The sequence below is a fragment of the Cupriavidus sp. P-10 genome (assembly GCF_003402535.2).
Taxonomy (GTDB): domain Bacteria; phylum Pseudomonadota; class Gammaproteobacteria; order Burkholderiales; family Burkholderiaceae; genus Cupriavidus.
Map to the genome: position 1 here is coordinate 1,648,711 of NZ_AP025170.1, position 18,367 is coordinate 1,667,077.

Below are 18,367 nucleotides of genomic sequence, written 5' to 3' on the forward strand. Positions count from 1 at the left end.
GCCCTAGCCGCCGACACGGATCACCAGCGCGTAACTCTGCGGATCCAGCGCTACCGAGTGCGCCACCACCGCAACCGTAGCTGTGCCCGCCGGGATCTGGTTCCAGTCCACCTGCTCGACGTTGTTGACGCGGTCGAACCCGGCCGCGCCGCGCGTCATGTTGCCGTGCCATTCACGCGTGCCGGCCTTGACGATCAGGTCCAGGTCGCTCTGCAGCCCTTCGCCCGGCGGGTCGGTCCACACCAGTGTCACCTTCAACCGGCGCGCGTCGGTCGGGATCGCAACCAGGTACTCCTCACGCTCGCCGGTATCGAGGCTGGCGTCTTCATCGAAGAACTGCAGCGTTTCATTCTCGGCATAGGGGCCGACCACGGCCTGCAGGTCCACGCGGCCGAAACCCTGGGCGTTGTTGGGCACCACACCGGCCTCTGACGGGGTGTACTGGCCCGCCAGCGAGCGCGCGCCGTTGATCAGCAGCGCCTTGAGCAGCGCGGCGCTGGGCTTGCGCAGCTGGTGCTGCACGCGCAGGAACTGCCGCGTGACGGCGACGCAGCCGGCCACCAGCGGCGTTGCCATGCTGGTGCCGCCGTCGAACATGTAGAGCGGATCGCCGGACAGGCCCCAGCCTTCGGAGCGCGTTGCGCGCGAGCGCGCGGACAGGATGTAGGTGCCAGGCGCCACCACGTCCGGCTTCAGGCGCAGGTCGAGCGTGGGCCCGCGGCTGCTGAAGGCGACCATCCCGTCCGGATTGCTGGCGAGCCGGTCCGAGCGGATCGGGCTGGCGCGGAAATCCGCGGGCCAGCCCCGGCCGTAGGTCATCCGCATGGCAGGACGCAGGCTTTCGCTGGCGCCGATGGTCAGGCAGTTCTTGGCGGTGCCTGGAGGCGGCAGCGAGGAGGGATCGACCTGCCCGTTGGCGTCACGGTCCTTGCCAGCGTTGCCCGCGGCAAAGCAGATCAGCATGTCACGGTGCCGGTAGACAAATTCATCCACCTCCTGCGCCTGCTGGTCATAGACGCCGAAGTTGCCCTGGCTGCACCATGAATTGGAGTGCACGCGCGCCTTGTGGGTCTTGTAGGGCGGCTCGAACAGGTCGTTGAGGTTGTCGGGCAGCCCGCCAAGGCCGGCGTTGCGGTCCAGCACGGATTGCAGCACCAGCCTGGCGCCGGGCGCGGCGCCGCAGACCACGCCGTCGGACGCGGACACGCCGTCGCCCAGGACCGAGCCGGCGACATGCGTGCCGTGGCCGTCGGGGTCGTCCTTGCGCCCCGGCCGGCCCAGCGCGTAGAGCGCCTTGACGCGGCCCTTGAAAGCGGGATGGACGTCGGTGGTCGAGCCTTTGTCGAAGCCGGTATCGGCCACCGCGACCACTTCGCCATCGCCGCGCAGGGCGTGGCGGTCGGCAGACGCGGGCGCGCGCAGGATGGCGCGGGCAACGTTGTTGGCCAGGCGGCGGGAGAAGACCTCCTCGATATGGCGCACGGCGTCGAGCGCGGCCACGTCGGCCAGGCGGCGGCGCTTCAGCGTCAGGCGCAGCTTCTGGCCGGTGGTAACCACGTCCGCCGGCTCCACGTGCGCCGCGGCGGCGACGTCCTTGGTCGCCTGCGCTGGCCTGGCGTTCCGGTGCAGCACCACGTCCACGGTTACGCGTGAACTGTCCAGCGCGGGGGGCTGCACCAGCGCGGCCGCCGCAACGGCCACGCCGCCAGGCTGGGGCGCGAGACGCCGCAGCGACGGCGACAGCTTGACCACCTGCGGATACAGCTCGGCCCAGTCCACGAACGGCAGCGCCCGCACCTTGGCCAGGCTGGTCTTGGGGTAATAGCACACCAGGCCGCCACCCGGCACGGCCTCGAGGATGCTGGCCCCCGTGCGCGCGAGCTGCTGCTTCTGCCTGGCGTCGAGCGGCGCGGTCGGTACCACGATGATGTAGTTCGTGGCTGCGGCGTCTGCGTTGTCCAGCGAGACCGCAGCCAGCGCCGCGCGCGGCGCGGACGTGTCGATGGCGATGCCGTTGATCGTGATCGAAGCCATGGCGGAGTCCTCCAAGGGGGCAGCACCTTGCCGCCGCCTTCTTTCGGTTCTCAGCCTGTTCTAGACGGAAAGCCCGCGCACCGTGATGAAAATTTTCTCGGGCCGGTTGAAATGACAGTGGGTTGTGGCGCAGGCGGCGCAAAGGCGGGCACGGGAAAGCACCGGGCTTTCACCGGGAAATCAGCCCATGGGCCTCGCTCAGCCCTGCACGCTGCGCCAGGTCCGGTCCAGCACCATGCGATAGGAGAAACGGTCCGCCGGATGCACCGACAGCGCCATCTCGATCAGCCTGCCGCCCGCATCCCGATACTGGCGGTTGATCCACAGCCCCGCCGTGCCAGGCGGGACCTGCAGCAGTTGCGCGATGTCCGGGGGCAGCGCGCCCGCGTGGATGACCTGTTCGATGCGCGATACCGCGACATTGAACTGCTGCTCGATCAGGTGGAACACCGAGGCTTCGATATCCCGTTCCGTCCCGCTGACGCCACGGAAGTCAGGGTGGACCCAGACCTCGTTGTAGCAGATCGGTGCGGGGCCGGCGTCGCCGGTGCGAACGCCGCGGATCACCAGCCAGTGCTGGCCAATGTAGGGGTTGAGCACCGGATCGGCATCTTCGTCGACTTCGCGCAGTTCGCGCGAGACCACGCGCATGCGGGTGCTGGCGGCGTACTGCAGCAGGTCCCCGACCTGCCCGACGGCCAGTTCGTAGCCGCCCTTGGCGCGCGATGCGGTGACGACCGTGCCGATGCGCGGCGTGCGCGTAATCAGCTCGAGCCTGACCAGCCGCTCGATGGCGGCGCGCACGGTATGGCGGCTGGCGCCGAACTGCTTGCACAGTTCCATTTCCGTGGGCAACTTGCTGCCGACGGGGTAGGTGCCGTTCTCGATTTCCGAGCGCAGTGTCCGTGCCAGCGCCAGGTAGCGCGGGCCGGCACCGTTGCGCACATCGGCGCCCGGGCCAACAGCGTCGTCGTCGAGATTGCCAGCTTGTTCCATGGTTCCGCTGCATCGGTGTTGGTGAATGACGCTCGCAGCATAGCCGCGACCCGTCCCACGGGCAAGCGAGGCGCCCGCGTCACGGGTTGAGCGGTGTTTGCGGCGGATTATCGCTCTTGCCGGGCTTGGCGGGCTTGGCGGACTTGCAGGCAGGTGCCACCGCAGCCGCGCGGCGTCTGGCACGCCCGCCCCACAGCAACAACGCCACGCTGAGTGCCGGCACGACCGCCAGCGCAAGATAGGCCACGCCCAGGCTGTGGCTGCGCTCGGCGAGATAGCCGAACGCCGGCGGCCCCGACACCACGCCAAAGTAAGTGAAAAACAGCGCGCCACCGGTCACCGACGCCACGCGGCCCGGCGGCGCCAGCCGCGCGACTTCGCCCAGATAGACGCCATTCCAGCCGATTGCGGTCGCGCCCAGCAGCGACGACACCAGGCACAGCGGCACCAGCGTCCACTGCGCAGTGAACAAGCCGGTGGCCACCGCGCTCGCGCTCATCAGCACCGACAGGAAAATCAGCACGCCGCGCGGCGATCCGGTCAGGTCAGCCAGGTGGCCCCACAGGATGCGTCCGACAATGCCGGCGCCTTGCGTGACGGCATACACCATGCCGGCCTGCGCGAGACCGATGCCGACCTCGGTGGTCAGATACACCATCAGGTAGCCGCTGACCGACAACTGGCACGCCGAAAACAGCAGCGAGACCGCCGCCATCGAGCGCAGGCGGCTATCGGCCAGAACGTCGCTGAACAGCCGCCCCAGATTGCCGGCGAACGTCATGCGGCCAGTCGCCCCGACGTCAAACTCGCGCCGCTGGCCGTTGCTGATCGCGGCCACAAGCAGCGCCAGTAGCGCCAGCGCGCCCAACGCCGCCTGCCACGACCACAGCGTGGCCAGCAGCGGCAGCGCCGCGCCGGCCAGCAGGCCGCCGAGCGGCACGCCGGTCTGTTTCAGCGAGAACACGAAGCCCATCCGCTCAGGCGTGGTGCTGCGCGCCAGGATCTGCGAGCTTGCCGGCGTGATCGGGCCGTAGCCCAGGCCGCTGACGAGCGCGGCCAGCAGCCTTGCCTGCGGCTCGCCGGTGGCCAGCAGGCCCAGCGCCACGGCTTGTGCAAGCAACCCCAGCTGGGACGCGCGTACCGGGCCCACTCCCGCCACCAGCCCGGCCCCGGCCAGGCTGCCGAGCATGCCGCCGACATAGACCATGGCCAGGTAGATGCCGACGCTGGCCAGCTCGACACCGGGGATCACCGGTGCCAGCACCGCAAAGGCCAGCGTGCTGGCGGTCGCGACCATCTGTATCGCCAGCGAGCAGGAGAGGGTGGCGGCAGCGCGCCACCGGCCGGCGGCCGCTTCAATCATGACGCGTGGCGCTTGTCGAAGTCCCACACCGATTCGAAATCCATCAGCGTGTTGAAGCGCGGGAAGTCATAGAGGCGGTCGCCGATGCCGAGCGAAGTGCGGTTGGCCTTGACGTGGCCGTAGACGTCTTCGAGCGCCTTGCCCGCGGCAAGGAAGCCCACCGCGGGATAGATGGCGATGGCAAAGCCCATCTGCTCCAGCGTCTCGGCAGGCAACACCGGCGTGCGGCCGGTCTCCACCACGTTGACCAGCAGAGGCAGGTCGAAGGTCTTGCCGATGATCTCCAGCTCCTTCTCCGACTCCGGCGACTCGACGAACAGGATGTCCGCACCGGCGCGCGCGTAGGCTTCGGCGCGGCGCAGCGCCTCATCCAGGCCGAGCGAGGTGCGTGCATCGGTGCGGGCGAGGATCAGGAAATCCTTGCTCTCGCGCGCCTCCACCGCGACCTGGATCTTCTTCACCATGTCCTCGGCCGGAATCACCCGCCGGCCCGGCGTGTGGCCGCATTTCTTGGGGAATTCCTGGTCCTCGAGCTGGATCACGCTGGCGCCCGCGCGCTCGTAGCCGCGCACCGTATGCGCGACGTTGAGCAGGCCGCCATAGCCGGTATCGCCGTCACAGATCACCGGCATGGTGGCCGCGGAACAGAAGGCGCCGACGCGGTTGACCATGTCGGTATAGGTCGCCAGCCCGGCATCGGGCAGGCCGAGATAGGAGGCCACCGTGCCATAGCCGGTCATGTACAGGCAGTCGAAGCCCATGCGGCTGGCGATGCGTACCGAGATCATGTCGAACACGCCGGGCGCGGCGATCAGGCGCTTGCGCGCCAGCAGTTCGCGCATGGTCGGGCGGGTGGTCGTTTGCGGGTGGGTCGATGTCATCAGGCAGCTTCCTTGTTTTCGGGGTAGATGCGCAGCTTCATGCCGTGCGCGCTGGCGATGCGGGCCTCGAACGCGCGGATCTGCGGCGTGATGCCGATGCCGCGGAAACCGCCGCGCACGCAGGCGGCATCGACATCCTTGTAGGCGTCGAGCCAGCCGTGCGGCAGCGGCTGCGCCTGCGGCAGCGACAGCCACAGCCGGAACAGGTGGCGCTTGCGCTCGGGTTCGGGATGGTCCTCGTACTCGGTGCGCGAGTGCAGCACGATATGGTTGTTCAGCAGCTGGATATCGCCCGGCTGCAGGTCCATGTGGTAGCACAGGTCCTCGCGCGCGAGCAGTTCGTCGAACAGGTCCAGCGCCTCGGTCTGCTGTGGCGTCAGGCGCGGCACGTCGGGGAAGGACTGCTGCGCGCCCTTGATATGGTTGCGGATATGGCGGCAGGCAAAGTGCCCGTCGCGGATGCCGAACACCGGCGCGGTGTAATAGGGCGCTTCTTCCGGGGCGTGCTCGCCCTGGCGGCCGAAGACCAGCGGCGCATAGAGTTCGGCGGCCAGATCCGGGCGCAGTCGCAGCATTTCGTTATGCGCGGCGATCGAGCTGGAGATCAGGCTGGAGCCACCGCTCTTCGCGGTACGCACGCAGAAGAGGCCAACCATGTCGCTGCCATCCGCATGGAAATCCAGCCCCGAACGCGTGTTGTAGCCACGGCCGGTGTTGGAGCGGTAGGTGCCGCCCGCGTCGCGGACGTCGGACACGAACTGGCTCAGCTTGCCCTGCGGGCGCGGCACGCCCAGCACCAGGCCAATGCCCCAGAACAGCAGCCGCAGCGCGTCCTCGTCCCAGCGCTGCACCGGGAAACCGCGCAGCAGCTTGAAGCCGAAGCCGCCCTGGGTCTCGTCGATCAGCCCCACCAGGCGCTGCCGCACGCCGGCGTCCAGCGGGAAATCCTCCACCGACATGTCGAAGCGGTCCTTGCCGGTCTGTTGCGCGTGGCGCAGCGCCTGCTCCAGCGCGTCGATCTCCACCTCGCTCAGCACATGGATCCAGCTGTGGTCCTGCTCCACGTCACGGCGCGTCCAGCCGCCTGCCACCGGGCCGATCGATTGGGTGTTCGTGTTGGTTGCTTGCATGTTGACTTGTTTCACTCCGCTTGCAGGTTGACCTCTTTAGCCAGGCGTTGCCAGACCGCGAAGTCTTTCTTCACCTCGGCATTGAATTCATCGACCGACTGCGCCACAGGCGTGGCCGCCTGCTCTGCCAGGATTTCCTTCATATCGGGCGCCATCACCACCGCATGGACCTCCTTCTGCATGCGCTCCAGCGCTGCCTTCGGGGTCTTGGCCGGCGCGTACAGGCTGTACGAGGTGTAGACCTCGAAGTCCTTCATGCCGGACTCGATCATGGTCGGCACGTTGGGCAGGGCCGGCGTGCGCTGGGCGCCGGTGACCGCAAGGGGACGCAGCTTGCCGGCGGTGATGAACGGCTTGGCGGTCAGCACGCTGGTAACGCCCACCGTGGTGACACCGCCGATCACGTCGGTCATCAATGGCGCACCGCCCTTGTAGGCCACGTTGACCATGTCCAGGTTCTGCGCCTTGTTGTACATCGCGCCGACCAGCCGGGTCATGTTCTCCGAGCTGCCATAGGAGTACTTGTCCGGCTTCGCCTTGACGTAGCGCGCGAAGTCGACCGCGTTGCTGGCCGGGAATTCTGTCTGCGTGACGAACACCAGCGGCGACTTGGCCACCATCGTGACCCCGATCAGGTCGTTGAAGGTGTCGTACGGCATCTTCTTGTAGAGGATCGGGTTCAGCAGGTGCGTGTTGACCACCAGCACGTAGGTATGGCCGTCCGGGGCCGACTTGGCGACGGCATCGGTACCGATGATGCCGTTGGCGCCAGGCTTGTTCTCGACCACCACGGTCTGCTTCAGGCGCGGGGTGAGCCGCTCCGCCAGCCGGCGCGCGACGATGTCGGTGCCTCCGCCAGGCGAGTAGGGCACGACGATACGGACGGTCTTGTCCGGGAATTCCGCGTGTGCCGTGCCGGGCAATGCCAGCACGGCAAAGGTCAGCGATAGGCTGATCGCCGCGAGTTGAAGTGGGGCGGGCATGCTTTGTCTCCTCTTTCCTGTCGAGGGGTGGGTAGTCCGGTTGGGCCGGATCGAGAACCGTAAATTGTCCGTATTTATTTTTTTGTCCGGACAATTTGTTGATTCAGGATAGACAGGCTGGGGCGAACTTGCAAGGAAGGAGGTTTCGGGGCTTACCCTAGGGCGGGGACGGGGGTGGACAGAAGGGCGCAATGCCGCGCCAGGACTGGCGCGGACCCCTTTTTACTGCTTACGGCGCAAGCAGAGGAGTTTCAGGCACGAGGCTCGCGCGTCACAGCGCGATCTGCATCAGCGTTCCGATTTCGGCCTGGTCGCCACGCATTGCCGGGGAGGCAAGCACCGCCGGAGCGAGATCCGCGTAGCTGATGGGCGTAAAGCCGAGGCGGGCGAAGTAGCCGGACGCATGCCTTGTCTGCAGCACGATTGACTCGACACCCTCGAGACGGACGTCCGCCACGATGGCGGAAATGAGAAGTTCGCCAAGACCGGATGACCGGGCGCGCTGCGCCACGGCAAGGCCTCGCAGGACACCTGTGCTCTCATAGCGTTCCAGGCCTGCGCAGCCGAGCAGGCCGGCGTTATCCCGGACGACCATGTATTCGCTGATGCGGTCCTGAACCCCCGCCACGGATAATGAGGATGCGTTCAGGAGCGCATGAATGTCCGGCCAGTCCGCCTCGGTCGCATAGTGAGGGCGCATAGCGAAAACCCCGCATAGTTCGTCCTTCTATCCTACTTTCGAGGGGGCATGCTGCCTGTAGGGATTGTTCCTTAGGTGAAAATGCTATTTGGCTGCGATGGCCCGACTGCCGGGGCAGTTTTTTGGTGGGAATCGCTAACGCCAGACGAGGGTGGTTTCCTCTAGCAAATGGCCCGGCAGGATGTAGTCGCCATGCTCGATGGCGAGTGACTCGAGTTCGCACAGCATTGCCTCGGGCAAGGCAACCATGTCGAACTGGCAGTAAAGGTATCGCTGCCTGAAGGTCAGCTTTTCTTCGCGAAGCCCGCGTGTCAATGCGTCGGCAGATTCGACACAAATATGCTCGACAGTCCGGTACTGGACATCGACGCCCAGCTTCTGTCCGAGTCGACCAAGCTCGATCGCATCTTCCCACGCTGTTTCATAGTCCAACTCGACCGTACCTTTCGCGCAGGCGTTGATGTATGCCACGGCGCTGGCCCGGTTGCGTGCAATAAAGGCGCTCATTGGGAAGTCTCCGCGATGGCGTCATCGCGGATGACTATACCTGCCAGGGGGGGCATGACACAAGCAAGTTAGTGTCACCTGAAGAGGAGCGCGCTACCGACGATCAATACCATCAACAGCGCCCCGAGCCACACCGTGTCCGAGGCCCTGGCGCGCCTTGAGGCTCGCAAGGCTACCGATTCGGACTTGTGGAATTCGGCCAATCCGCCAGAGTAGAGCTTTTCCCATCGCATTTCCATAGCAGCCTCCCTTCATCCATGAGTGCATTCTTCAGCGCACGCCAGAACTTTGCAACGGGCAGGAGGGTGGAAATGCGGTAGTCCTTTTGGCTGATAGCAGGAAAGGGGATTGGGGGTATGCTGTTTCTCGCGGATTTCTCTCGTGCCTTCAATCCACCCGGAGAAACTGAAGGTCATGGACCGTCTTGTCTCCGCTTCGAGGCGCCCTGGCGCGCTTGCGGCAAGCTTCGACTGCCTCGCGTATCCGTAGCGCTTCGCGTCGCGATACCGCCCCTGACCATATCGTCTCGCCCCGGCAGAACACCTGTACTGAATACTTTGGCAGTTCCCATGCGAGCACGGTCGGAGCATCGCCCTGGGCTATCTCCGCGTAAACGAGTTTCTTTTTCAACGGCGACTCGATCTTGTAGAGGATGGATTCCGCCGGCACCACGCCACTGATGTCCCGGCCGTCATGGTGGCCGACCAGAGAGATCTCGCGACCATTGACCGGCGCCATTACCAGGCCGTTGAGCAGAAGATAGGACTTGCAGTACAGCAGAAACCGGTTCCGCAACTGCCATACGAAACAAGCCACCGCCGCCGCCACCAGGATGGCGGGAAAGAAGGTTGCTTCCATGTCTCCTCCCATACCGCGCGCTATGTTTGCCGCTGCTAAGTAGTCTAGGCGAACAAATCAGGCTGGTAAGGGCCTGTGGCTTGCCGCCTACAGATCCCATTTTGGAAATCTGCCGGGCCCGTCGGCACCTATGGTGCCGGCAAGGCCACGGGTTCAACTGCGTCGGCGGCTTCTGCAAGTCGATCCCTGCTATCTCCTCCCTGGCTGGCGCAGCACCCCGTCCCCGGGGTTTCTTGTATTCGAATGTATCGATTCAAGTTCTGAACACGTGGTGATACGTTCGCGCGCGTCGATCGACATAGCCGGGATACATGCCATTTCTTCAATGGTCCTTACGCGATGGACATTTCTCTCGACGCTACACGGCGTCCATGCGTTCTTCCCATTTTTGTCAAACGAGACAGAGGAGTCAGCAAATGAAATCGACCCGAACGATGGCTGCGGCCATGCTTTTCGTCGGCAGCGGCCTGGTGATGCAGGCGGCTCAGGCCCACACGCCAGGCGTCCATCGAACGGATCTCGTCCGGCACGACCTGGTCGTGCCAGATCGCGAGGGCATCCAGGTCAGGGTTGACTTCGAACCTGGCGCGTTCGCGCCGATGCATTCGCATCCGGGCGAGGAGATCGCCTATGTCCTGCAGGGGACGCTGGAGTACCAGCTCGGCAATAGCCCGCCCGTCACACTCAAGGCGGGGGAATCCCTGTTTATCCCGGCTGGGACCGCCCACTCGGCGCGCAATGTCGGCAGCGGCACGGCATCTGAACTGGCAACGTACATCGTGAAAAAGGGCGCACCGCTGGTGGTGCCGGCCAAATGAGAGATCGGCATCAGTCGGTGCATCAGTCAGCGCATCAGTCAGCATGACGCGTTGCGCGCAAGCCATATCGGACCTCCGTTTTTGTATGCGTCTGTATTGCGCGGCCGGATCGATACGCTGCCAGACAGGAGCTGCCTTCCTGCACTACATGGGTGATACATCGGTCTTCTCTAATACGTTCCGTGGCCCGGCGCAGAACACCAGCGAAAGCGAGCACCGGGTGCTCAACATTCAACGCCAACTCTTGAGGAAACCGATCATGACTTCCAACATCGCCCGCCGTCTTGTAATGGCCATCGCTCTGACCGCCGCCGCGGCAGGCGCACAAGCCGCGAGTCTGTCCCATGTGGGCGCGCGCGATCCGTACACCGATGGCGCCCGCTCCGTGCTGGATGCGCGTGACCCGTACAGCGAGGGGGCGCGTTCGGTACAGGAGCCTCGCAGCCCTTACAGCGATGGCGCTCGCGGCTTTGACCCCTATCTAGACGGCGCTCACGCCTGACCCACACCCTCACCGTAAATCAAGGAGCAAAACATGACCCAAATCGAAAATGTGCTGTACACCGGCAAGGTCCATATCACCGCGGGTGGCCGCGACGGCGAAGCCCGTAGCGACGATGGCCGACTCAACCTGAAGTTGTCGTCACCGGGATCCAAAGGACCTGGCACGAACCCGGAGCAATTGCTGGCGACGGGATGGTCGGCTTGCTTTATCGGCGCGATCGGGCTGGCCGCGGGCAAGATGAAGATCAAGCTGCCGTCCGACTTGTCCGTCGACGCGGAAGTCGACCTCGGCACGGCCGGCGAAGCCTACCTGCTGCAGGCCCGCCTCAATGTCCGGATCCCCGGCGTCGAGCGCGAAGTGGCCCAGGCACTGGTGGATACCGCGCACCGGACTTGCCCGTACTCGAAAGCCCTGCACGGCAACGTTCATGTTGAAACCAACCTGATCTGAGGACCCGGGAACTGCCTGCGCTCGCCAGGCAGTCCCTCAACTGAAGGAGAACTCCATGTCGAACACCAGCACTCCTGCTGCCATGGCGATTTCACCGGGCACGTTCCATGGCATTACGCTGGTTGGGGCTGTGGTGGCCGCCGTGACAACGTTCGTGACGCTTGCCGCGGCGTTGCCGGCCTGGGCCATGTTCCTGGGCTGGGTCGGATACAACTCTCGCGGGCAGACGGTGCGCGAAGGCCTGGCGAATCTTGTGGCGCTCTTGCTCGGCATCGTGTTTGGCGCAGGGACAGCACTGCTGATCGGATGGCTGACCCCGCACGTCGGGAATCTTGCCACGCCGCTTGCGGTATTCGCCGACGTCGTGCTGGTGCTCAGCCTGCGGGCATTGCCTGGCATCAACAACCCGCTTGCCTATTTTCTTGGCCTGATCAGCTTCTTTGCCGCGGGCCAGCCGCCGTCGCCCCTGCTGCTGGGGGGGCTGGTCGCGGCTGGGGTGCTTGGCGCGATTGGCGGCGGCATCAGCAACGTGCTGCAAGGGCGCCTGGCGCGGTAGGCCAACAGGCCGCATCCCGGGCCCTTGGCGGCCCATCCACGACTAATTTCACCTAAAGTTGTTTGTGGCCAGGCGAGCATGGGTCTGGCACGGGATGCCGCAGGCCACCGCGGTGCTGCCATCCTCACTGCAGTTGGTGCGGGACGAGTGAAGGAGAATCGTGATGGCTCAAGGATTCGACGCGATCATCATCGGCACCGGACAAGCCGGTCCCGCACTTGCCGCGCGGCTGTCAGGCGCCGGCATGAACGTGGCGGTCATCGAGCGCGCGCGCTTTGGCGGCACCTGCGTCAACACCGGCTGCATACCGACCAAGACCTTGATCGCAAGTGCGTATGCGGCGCACCTGGCGCGGCGCGCGGCCGAGTATGGCGTGACGATCGGCGGGCCGGTGGCGGTCGACATGAAGCAGGTAAAGCAACGCAAGGATGAAATTTCCGGCCGGTCCGCCAACGGCATCGAAACGTGGATGCGTGGCCTGGCGAAGGGCTCGGTCTACCACGGGCATGCGGTGTTCGAGACCGCGCACAGTGTGCGGGTCAACGGCGAATTGCTGGAAGCCGACCGGATCTTCATCAACGTCGGCGGCCGGGCCCTGGTGCCACCCATGCCCGGGCTTGACCAGGTTCCGTACCTGACCAATTCGGGCATGATGGATGTCGATTACCTGCCGGAGCACCTGGTCGTCATTGGCGGCAGCTACATCGGACTCGAATTTGCCCAGATGTACCGGCGCTTCGGCGCAAAGGTGACCGTTGTCGAAAAGGGCCCGCGACTGATCCAGCGCGAAGACGAGGACGTGTCGCAGGCGGTGCACGAGATCCTGGCGGGCGAGGGTGTCGAGATCCGGCTCAATGCCAACTGCCTGAGCGCGCGCAGGGAGGGCAATGGCATTGCCGTCGGACTGGATTGCACGGATGGATCGCGCAACGTCCAGGGCTCGCACCTGCTGCTGGCAGTCGGGCGCGTGCCAAACACGGATGACCTGCAACTCGACAAGGCCGGCATCGAGGCCGACGACCGCGGCTATATCAAGGTGGACGAACAGTTGCAGACCAACGTTCCTGGCATCTGGGCGCTGGGTGATTGCAACGGCCGCGGCGCCTTCACGCATACGTCGTATCACGATTATGAAATCGTCGCCGCCAATCTTCTCGACAAGGACCCCCGCAAGCTTTCGGATCGCATCACGGCCTATGCCTTGTTCACCGATCCCCCGCTTGGCCGCGCCGGCATGACCGAGACGGAAGCCCGGCAGTCCGGGCGCAGGGTGCTGGTTGGCAGGCGCCCCATGAGCCGCGTCGGGCGAGCAGTGGAGAAGGGCGAGAGCCAGGGCTTCATGAAGGTGGTGGTCGATGCGGATAGCAAGCTCATCCTGGGTGCCGCGATCCTGGGCCTGGGTGGCGACGAGGTGATTCACACGCTGCTCGACGTGATGTATGCCAGGGCACCCTACACCACGGTCAGCCGCGCCATGCACATCCATCCGACCGTGTCGGAGCTGGTGCCGACGCTGCTCCAGGAACTGGCCTGAATCCGGCAAGGCAGGACGCGCGCCGCGGTTGCCTTGCCTGGGATGCAGGGCGATACTCCCGGGCAGTTGGTGCCCCTGTACCACGACAGGAAGGGGATGCGATGGGCGAGACAGCAAAAGTACCCGCCTCCGCGCAAGCGGAAGCGCACGCGGAACTGCCCGGGCAGGTCGTGCTGGTCCTGCAAGGCGGGGGAGCGCTTGGTGCCTACCAGGTCGGCGTCTATCAGGCCATGCATGAGGCCGGCTTCGAGCCGCGGTGGGTGATCGGTACGTCGATCGGGGCGATCAACGGGGCCATCATCGCCGGCAACCCGCCAGCCGAGCGGCTCTCCCGGCTCAAGCGGTTCTGGGATGGCGTCGCATACCGCCGCGACGGCGCGGGAAGTGGCCACTACGGCGAATGGGAGAACTGGGCGCGGGTGCTGTCGATCACCACGCATGGCATTCCGTCGTTCTTCACGCCAAGTCTTGCCGCCTGGTGGCTGGGATTGCGCGCCACGGTGGGTCTTGCCCAGTCGGCGTTCTACTCCACCGCGCCGTTGCGCGCGACCCTGAGCAACCTGGTCGACTTCGATTACCTGAACGCCGGGAACACGCGGCTGACCGTCGGTACCGTCAGCGTGCGCAATGGCCGCATGCGCTACTTCACCAACCGCGACACGCCGCTGAACGTCGCTCACGTGATGGCCTCGGCGGCATTTCCGCCTGGCTTTCCCGCGGTTCAGCTGGACGGCGAGCCGTACTGGGACGGCGGTATCTATTCGAACACCCCGCTGGAAGCCGTCCTGGACGACCGTCCTCGCCGCAGTTCGCTGATCTTCGCCGTACAGTTGTGGCCGGCCAGCGGCCCCGAACCTGACTCCATCTGGCAGGTCATGAGCCGGCTGCGCGACATCCAGTATTCCAGCCGCGCGGAATGCCATCTCGAGCGGCAGCGGCAGATGCACCGCCTGCGGCATGTGATCCGCGAACTGGGCAAGCACATCCCGGAACGCGAGCGCGCGCAGGCCGCCGTGCAGGAGTTGCTCGAGTGGGGCTGCGGCACCACCATGCATGTGGTCGAGCTGGATGCGCCGCAGTTGGACAACAACGATATGAACCGCGATATCGATTTCTCCGCGCGCGGGATCGAACGCCGCTGGGCAGCCGGATACCAGGACACGCGAGATGCAATTTGCCGAGCGCCCTGGCGCGAGCCACTGGACCCGATCGAGGGAATCGCCGTGCATCGGATTCAGGCGGGCATCCCGGATGCCGCACGTGCCCCGAGATAGTCGTCCTTTGCTTACGGCTGCGCCGGGACGTTGCAGCGATGCGCTGCTGTTCCGCGCTGGCGCTTTCTGGCCGGTATCGGCATTGGGTCTGTGCACGCGGTGGGCCGTGATATATTCGCATGCGAACAAAATCCCCTCTCATATTCCGTCGTACACATGGAACATCGCCTCGTCTATCTGTTGAATGTGGGCCAGCGGCGCCTGCAGCGGTGGTCACAAGGACGCAATGCCGCGGGTGGCGTGACATCCGCCCAGGCCGGGCTGCTGTTCTTTCTGGGCAGGAACGATGGCGCCCTGATAAGCGAGGCCGCCGCGGCGCTGGACCTGGGCGCGCCCGGGATGAGCGGCCTGGCCGACCGGACCGAACGGGCCGGCCTGATCGAGCGCCGGCCGGACGACACCGATCGCCGTGCATCGCGCCTGTGGCTGACGGCGGCGGGGCGCACGGCGCGCCAGCGTTCCAAGGCGAGCATGAAGGTATTGAATACCAAACTGATCGAGGGCTTCACCCCTGCCGAGATCGAGGTAGTGGCGCGCTGGCTGGGCAGCCTGCAGACGAAGTTCCCGGCCGCCGACGAGGGTGAGGTATAACCCGGGCAGCGGCGCGGAAGCGAGGCAGTCGGCTTACTGCCCGTCAATCCTGGTGAAGTCCGGTTTCCGCTTTTCGGCGAAAGCCAGGAAGGCTTCCCTGGCTTCGGCACTGGCCAGCCGCTCCTCGAACCTGGCGCTTTCACTGTGCATCTGCGACACCAGCTTTTCCGCATCGCGCATCAGCTTTTTCATTGCGCTGAGTGAGCCGGGCGGCCTGGTGGCCAGCTTCTCGGCCATCCGGCGCGCCTCCTGGCGCAACTCGTCATTGCTGCATACCTTGTTCGCGATGCCCCAGGCCACCGCGGTTTGCGCGTCGAGCGGTTCACCCAGCGCAAACATTTCGAAGGCCCTGGCGTGGCCGATCCGCAGCGGGAGCAGGTAGCTAGAAGCCGCTTCGGGAACCAGGGCGAGGTTGACGAAAGGCGTGATCAACTGCGCATCCTGGCCGAGCACGACGTAATCGCAATGCAGCAGCATGGTGGTCCCGACGCCGACGGCCTTGCCGTTGACCGCGGCGACAATCGGTACGGTCGAGTTGGCAAGGGCGTGCAGGAAGCGGTGCACGTGGCGTTCGCCGGGGCGCTTTCCCGCAGCGATCGCGGCGAACTCGCCGATGTCGTTCCCGGCCGTAAACATGTCCCCATCTCCCTGGACCAGCACGACCCGGACACTCCGGTCCTGCTGCGCCTGCTCGATCGTGTCGGCGAGTACGCCATACATCTCGTTCGTCAACGCGTTCTTCTTGTCCGGCCGGGCAAGCGTCATGGTCAGCACGCCGCCGTTCAGTTCAATGCGGATTTCCGGGGTCATGGTTCGGTCTCCAGGTGGTTTGCATGATGCCTTGCAGGCATCGCGATAGGTTCGCATGCGAAGTATATAGATAATTCGCATGCGAAGTAAACCGCCGAGGGAACAGGGTAGTGCGCGGGTTCCGGAATTGCGAGCCCCGACGGCCGCGTCGACGGTCAGAACCGGTGGCGCACACCCATCACTGCACCGAGCTGGCTCTTGCCTGGCTCCACGTTATAGACGGCCGTCGCGCCCGTGCCGCTGTTGTATCCGCTGACGCCCAGGTATGACTGCTCTTTGTTGAGCGCATAGGCCACCGATGCATAGAGGTCGGTACGCTTGGAGAAGGCGTAGTCCGCCGTGACCACGAACTGCCAGGGGTCCGATCCGGTCTGGCGGAAGTCCTGGTAGTAGGCTGCGCCCGTCAGCGCAACGGCAGGTGTCAGCTTGTAGTTCACCCCAAGCCAGTAGAGGTTGGCGCCGGCGTTCGCAGCCTGCGCACCGGGCAGCCGGGCGCCGTCGATGGCCTTGGCCAGGCGGTATCCGGCGAATACCTTGGCCGGGCCCGCCGCGTACGTGCCGGCTACCGCATAGCGCCGCAGCACCGGTGCCTTGTTGGCCGGCGTGCCGGTGTGCTGGTCGTCATAGGCCAGCCCCAATGACACCGGGCCGCTGGCGTAGCTGAGGTAGGCGCCGTACTCGCGCCCGAACACATCGCTGCCTGCCACCTCGTTGCCATTGGTCTGGAACGAGTAGAAAACCGCGCCGGTCAGTCCGCCGAACTTGCCGACATACTTCACGGCGTTGTCCGCCCGCGCGCCGAACTCGGGCGCGATGCCCAGGATGCCGTAGCGGTCCGCCGTGGAAGCCGGGTCATAGAGGCCATTGAAGTCCCGCAGGGCAGTGTGCTGCCGCCCGAGCAGCACACTGCCATACGGACTCTCCAATCCAACGTAAGCATTGCGGCCAAACAGGCGTCCGCCCTGGGCTGAATTGCCGGTATCCAGGTCAAAGCCGCTTTCCAGCTGGAACACGGCTTTGAGCCCGGCGCCCAGGTCTTCGGTTCCGCGCACGCCCCAGCGCGAGCCTGACTGATTGCCGGAACTCAGCCTGAACAGATTGTCGCCGTTGCGGCCGGCGTTGCTGTTGTACTCGATACCGATATCGGCAACGCCGAACAGCGTGACGCCGGATTCGGCGCAGGCAGCATTTGCCGCCACGGATGCGGCAAACACCGCGAACATCTTCTTCATGATTCTCCAGTTTCCTTTTGTTGCGTTTCCATGTGCGAGACGCATTAGAGGGAACCGGTGTATCTGTCCTGTAGCGCCGGGACACTACTTCTGTCAGCGCGTGTATCGTTCCCCGCGCCGGATACAAAGCGGTACAAAGCGATGCGCAACAGCGCGGGGCGCTTGCACGGAATCCGGCGCGGCGAACCGCCACGGAACTACCGCGCCACGCGATACCGGGCCGCGGGCTGGTCACGTGACAGATTGGGGCCAAGCGCGGCACGTGCAGCCTCGAACGCCGTCCAGTCGGCTTCATCAGGCAACGATGGCACGGTAATCACTTCGCCCAGGTCAAGCCCGGCCAGCGCGGCATCGACCAGGTCGTCGCCGCTCATGACAATGCCTTGCGGCAGGTTCTCGACCGGCTGGCCGGCGGTGTCCCAGAACTCGGTTCGCGTCGCGCCGGGAAGCACGGCCTGCACGCGCACGCCCTTGCCGGCGAGCTCATGCTGCAGCGACTGGGTAAAGGCCAGCACGAACGCCTTCGAGCCGCCATAGACGCCGTTCAGGACCTCAGGCGCCACCGCGACGATCGAGGCGATGTTGATGATGGTGCCTTCGCCGCGCGCCACGAATGCCGGCGCAGCAGCATAGGTCAGGCGAGTCAGGGCCGTGACGTTGAGCTCGATCATCGCCTGCATCTTGTCGATATCCGACACCAGCAACGGTGCCGCGGCGCCAACGCCGGCATTGTTCACCAGCGTGGTAATGCTGGCATCGGTGCGCAACAGGTCTTCGATGCGCCGGACATCGGCAGCCTGTCCCAGGTCCGCCGTCACGATCTCGACCGAGCGGCCGGTTTCATCGGTGATGCGGCGGGCCAACGCTTCGAGCCGGGAGCGGCTGCGAGCCACCAGGATGAGATCGTGGCCCCGGCGCGCGAGGCGGTCTGCGTAGATGGCGCCGATGCCGGAAGATGCGCCGGTGATGAGGGCGGTGCCGGCGTGGGTGGGCGTAGTCATGGTCAAAGCTCCGGAGTTCAGTGGGGAGGGAAGCCGTCGCCGGACTGGCCGGCTGCGTGAACTCAAGATTAGGTGCACAAGGGCATGGCGCCAATGTCATAGATGCAACGTTTTCTGCCATCCCCTTTTGGGCATCCCCCTTTT

The 18,367-nt window shown here is 65.3% G+C and carries 18 protein-coding genes and 1 pseudogene; 7 read left to right on the top strand and 12 right to left on the bottom strand.

The genetic code is table 11. The features are described from left to right. Nucleotides 1-3: 3 nt before the first annotated feature. The 9 genes from CTP10_RS07615 to CTP10_RS07655 form a co-directional block, all read right to left on the bottom strand. Nucleotides 4-2,034, bottom strand: a complete 2,031-nt coding sequence (locus CTP10_RS07615; protein WP_116322581.1) for a S8 family serine peptidase — start codon at nucleotides 2,032-2,034, stop codon at nucleotides 4-6. A gap of 198 nt (nucleotides 2,035-2,232) precedes the next feature. Further along, nucleotides 2,233-3,030 (bottom strand): GntR family transcriptional regulator, encoded by a 798-nt coding sequence (locus CTP10_RS07620; protein ID WP_116322582.1) that lies wholly within the window; start codon nucleotides 3,028-3,030, stop codon nucleotides 2,233-2,235. A gap of 79 nt (nucleotides 3,031-3,109) precedes the next feature. Continuing rightward, nucleotides 3,110-4,327, bottom strand: a complete 1,218-nt coding sequence (locus CTP10_RS07625) for an MFS transporter (RefSeq protein ID WP_158577731.1) — start codon at nucleotides 4,325-4,327, stop codon at nucleotides 3,110-3,112. Between the two features lie 62 nt (nucleotides 4,328-4,389). Continuing rightward, nucleotides 4,390-5,235, bottom strand: a complete 846-nt coding sequence (locus CTP10_RS07630) for an isocitrate lyase/PEP mutase family protein (RefSeq protein ID WP_376790641.1) — start codon at nucleotides 5,233-5,235, stop codon at nucleotides 4,390-4,392. Between the two features lie 38 nt (nucleotides 5,236-5,273). Continuing rightward, nucleotides 5,274-6,404, bottom strand: coding sequence for a TauD/TfdA family dioxygenase (locus CTP10_RS07635; protein ID WP_116322585.1), 1,131 nt, complete (start codon nucleotides 6,402-6,404; stop codon nucleotides 5,274-5,276). 11 nt (nucleotides 6,405-6,415) lie between these two features. Next, nucleotides 6,416-7,387 (bottom strand): tripartite tricarboxylate transporter substrate binding protein, encoded by a 972-nt coding sequence (locus CTP10_RS07640; RefSeq protein WP_116322586.1) that lies wholly within the window; start codon nucleotides 7,385-7,387, stop codon nucleotides 6,416-6,418. A gap of 271 nt (nucleotides 7,388-7,658) precedes the next feature. Continuing rightward, complete coding sequence (locus CTP10_RS07645) at nucleotides 7,659-8,087, bottom strand: GNAT family N-acetyltransferase (protein ID WP_116322587.1); 429 nt, start codon at nucleotides 8,085-8,087, stop codon at nucleotides 7,659-7,661. Between the two features lie 135 nt (nucleotides 8,088-8,222). Further along, nucleotides 8,223-8,594, bottom strand: coding sequence for a PHA-granule associated protein 4 (locus tag CTP10_RS07650; RefSeq protein WP_116322588.1), 372 nt, complete (start codon nucleotides 8,592-8,594; stop codon nucleotides 8,223-8,225). A 387-nt stretch (nucleotides 8,595-8,981) separates the two neighbouring features. Further along, nucleotides 8,982-9,452 carry a hypothetical protein gene (locus CTP10_RS07655; RefSeq protein ID WP_116322589.1) on the bottom strand — a complete coding sequence of 157 codons (471 nt, stop codon included), beginning with the start codon at nucleotides 9,450-9,452 and terminating at the stop codon, nucleotides 8,982-8,984. Nucleotides 9,453-9,868: 416 nt separating this feature from the next. On the opposite strand from CTP10_RS07655, the gene CTP10_RS07660 reads away from it, so the two are divergent. From CTP10_RS07660 to CTP10_RS07690, 7 genes and pseudogenes are all read left to right on the top strand, one after another. Continuing rightward, on the top strand, nucleotides 9,869-10,270 hold the full coding sequence (locus CTP10_RS07660) for a cupin domain-containing protein (protein WP_116322590.1): 402 nt from the start codon (nucleotides 9,869-9,871) through the stop codon (nucleotides 10,268-10,270). Nucleotides 10,271-10,529: 259 nt separating this feature from the next. After that, nucleotides 10,530-10,763, top strand: a pseudogene (locus CTP10_RS07665) (hydroxyquinol 1,2-dioxygenase); the annotation flags it as partial. Between the two features lie 42 nt (nucleotides 10,764-10,805). Next, nucleotides 10,806-11,225 (top strand): organic hydroperoxide resistance protein, encoded by a 420-nt coding sequence (locus tag CTP10_RS07670; RefSeq protein ID WP_116322591.1) that lies wholly within the window; start codon nucleotides 10,806-10,808, stop codon nucleotides 11,223-11,225. Nucleotides 11,226-11,280: 55 nt separating this feature from the next. After that, entirely contained in the window at nucleotides 11,281-11,781 is a 501-nt protein-coding gene (locus CTP10_RS07675; protein WP_116322592.1) for a DUF1097 domain-containing protein, read from the top strand. A gap of 163 nt (nucleotides 11,782-11,944) precedes the next feature. After that, nucleotides 11,945-13,315, top strand: coding sequence for an FAD-containing oxidoreductase (locus tag CTP10_RS07680; protein WP_116322593.1), 1,371 nt, complete (start codon nucleotides 11,945-11,947; stop codon nucleotides 13,313-13,315). A gap of 101 nt (nucleotides 13,316-13,416) precedes the next feature. Further along, complete coding sequence (locus CTP10_RS07685) at nucleotides 13,417-14,589, top strand: patatin-like phospholipase family protein (protein ID WP_116322594.1); 1,173 nt, start codon at nucleotides 13,417-13,419, stop codon at nucleotides 14,587-14,589. Nucleotides 14,590-14,745: 156 nt separating this feature from the next. After that, the gene (locus CTP10_RS07690) at nucleotides 14,746-15,180 is read left to right on the top strand and encodes a MarR family winged helix-turn-helix transcriptional regulator (RefSeq protein ID WP_116322595.1); all 435 of its coding nucleotides are present in this window, start codon (nucleotides 14,746-14,748) and stop codon (nucleotides 15,178-15,180) included. A 33-nt stretch (nucleotides 15,181-15,213) separates the two neighbouring features. Here the strand turns inward: CTP10_RS07690 and CTP10_RS07695 are convergent, their stop codons facing one another. From CTP10_RS07695 to CTP10_RS07705, 3 genes are all read right to left on the bottom strand, one after another. Beyond that, nucleotides 15,214-15,990, bottom strand: coding sequence for an enoyl-CoA hydratase (locus tag CTP10_RS07695; protein WP_116322596.1), 777 nt, complete (start codon nucleotides 15,988-15,990; stop codon nucleotides 15,214-15,216). Between the two features lie 155 nt (nucleotides 15,991-16,145). Next, nucleotides 16,146-17,222, bottom strand: a complete 1,077-nt coding sequence (locus CTP10_RS07700) for a porin (protein WP_116322597.1) — start codon at nucleotides 17,220-17,222, stop codon at nucleotides 16,146-16,148. Between the two features lie 197 nt (nucleotides 17,223-17,419). Next, nucleotides 17,420-18,223, bottom strand: a complete 804-nt coding sequence (locus tag CTP10_RS07705) for an SDR family NAD(P)-dependent oxidoreductase (RefSeq protein WP_116322598.1) — start codon at nucleotides 18,221-18,223, stop codon at nucleotides 17,420-17,422. Nucleotides 18,224-18,367: the final 144 nt, after the last annotated feature.

What these genes read in the sequence shown, in the direction of transcription:
- CTP10_RS07615 (WP_116322581.1), bottom strand. Translation starts at nt 2,034, where the DNA reads ATGGCTTCGATCACGATCAACGGCATCGCCATCGACACGTCCGCGCCG.
- CTP10_RS07620 (WP_116322582.1), bottom strand. Translation starts at nt 3,030, where the DNA reads ATGGAACAAGCTGGCAATCTCGACGACGACGCTGTTGGCCCGGGCGCC.
- CTP10_RS07625 (WP_158577731.1), bottom strand. Translation starts at nt 4,327, where the DNA reads ATGGTCGCGACCGCCAGCACGCTGGCCTTTGCGGTGCTGGCACCGGTG.
- CTP10_RS07630 (WP_376790641.1), bottom strand. Translation starts at nt 5,235, where the DNA reads ATGCGCGAACTGCTGGCGCGCAAGCGCCTGATCGCCGCGCCCGGCGTG.
- CTP10_RS07635 (WP_116322585.1), bottom strand. Translation starts at nt 6,404, where the DNA reads ATGCAAGCAACCAACACGAACACCCAATCGATCGGCCCGGTGGCAGGC.
- CTP10_RS07640 (WP_116322586.1), bottom strand. Translation starts at nt 7,387, where the DNA reads ATGCCCGCCCCACTTCAACTCGCGGCGATCAGCCTATCGCTGACCTTT.
- CTP10_RS07645 (WP_116322587.1), bottom strand. Translation starts at nt 8,087, where the DNA reads ATGCGCCCTCACTATGCGACCGAGGCGGACTGGCCGGACATTCATGCG.
- CTP10_RS07650 (WP_116322588.1), bottom strand. Translation starts at nt 8,594, where the DNA reads ATGAGCGCCTTTATTGCACGCAACCGGGCCAGCGCCGTGGCATACATC.
- CTP10_RS07655 (WP_116322589.1), bottom strand. Translation starts at nt 9,452, where the DNA reads ATGGAAGCAACCTTCTTTCCCGCCATCCTGGTGGCGGCGGCGGTGGCT.
- CTP10_RS07660 (WP_116322590.1), top strand. Translation starts at nt 9,869, where the DNA reads ATGAAATCGACCCGAACGATGGCTGCGGCCATGCTTTTCGTCGGCAGC.
- CTP10_RS07670 (WP_116322591.1), top strand. Translation starts at nt 10,806, where the DNA reads ATGACCCAAATCGAAAATGTGCTGTACACCGGCAAGGTCCATATCACC.
- CTP10_RS07675 (WP_116322592.1), top strand. Translation starts at nt 11,281, where the DNA reads ATGTCGAACACCAGCACTCCTGCTGCCATGGCGATTTCACCGGGCACG.
- CTP10_RS07680 (WP_116322593.1), top strand. Translation starts at nt 11,945, where the DNA reads ATGGCTCAAGGATTCGACGCGATCATCATCGGCACCGGACAAGCCGGT.
- CTP10_RS07685 (WP_116322594.1), top strand. Translation starts at nt 13,417, where the DNA reads ATGGGCGAGACAGCAAAAGTACCCGCCTCCGCGCAAGCGGAAGCGCAC.
- CTP10_RS07690 (WP_116322595.1), top strand. Translation starts at nt 14,746, where the DNA reads ATGGAACATCGCCTCGTCTATCTGTTGAATGTGGGCCAGCGGCGCCTG.
- CTP10_RS07695 (WP_116322596.1), bottom strand. Translation starts at nt 15,990, where the DNA reads ATGACCCCGGAAATCCGCATTGAACTGAACGGCGGCGTGCTGACCATG.
- CTP10_RS07700 (WP_116322597.1), bottom strand. Translation starts at nt 17,222, where the DNA reads ATGAAGAAGATGTTCGCGGTGTTTGCCGCATCCGTGGCGGCAAATGCT.
- CTP10_RS07705 (WP_116322598.1), bottom strand. Translation starts at nt 18,223, where the DNA reads ATGACTACGCCCACCCACGCCGGCACCGCCCTCATCACCGGCGCATCT.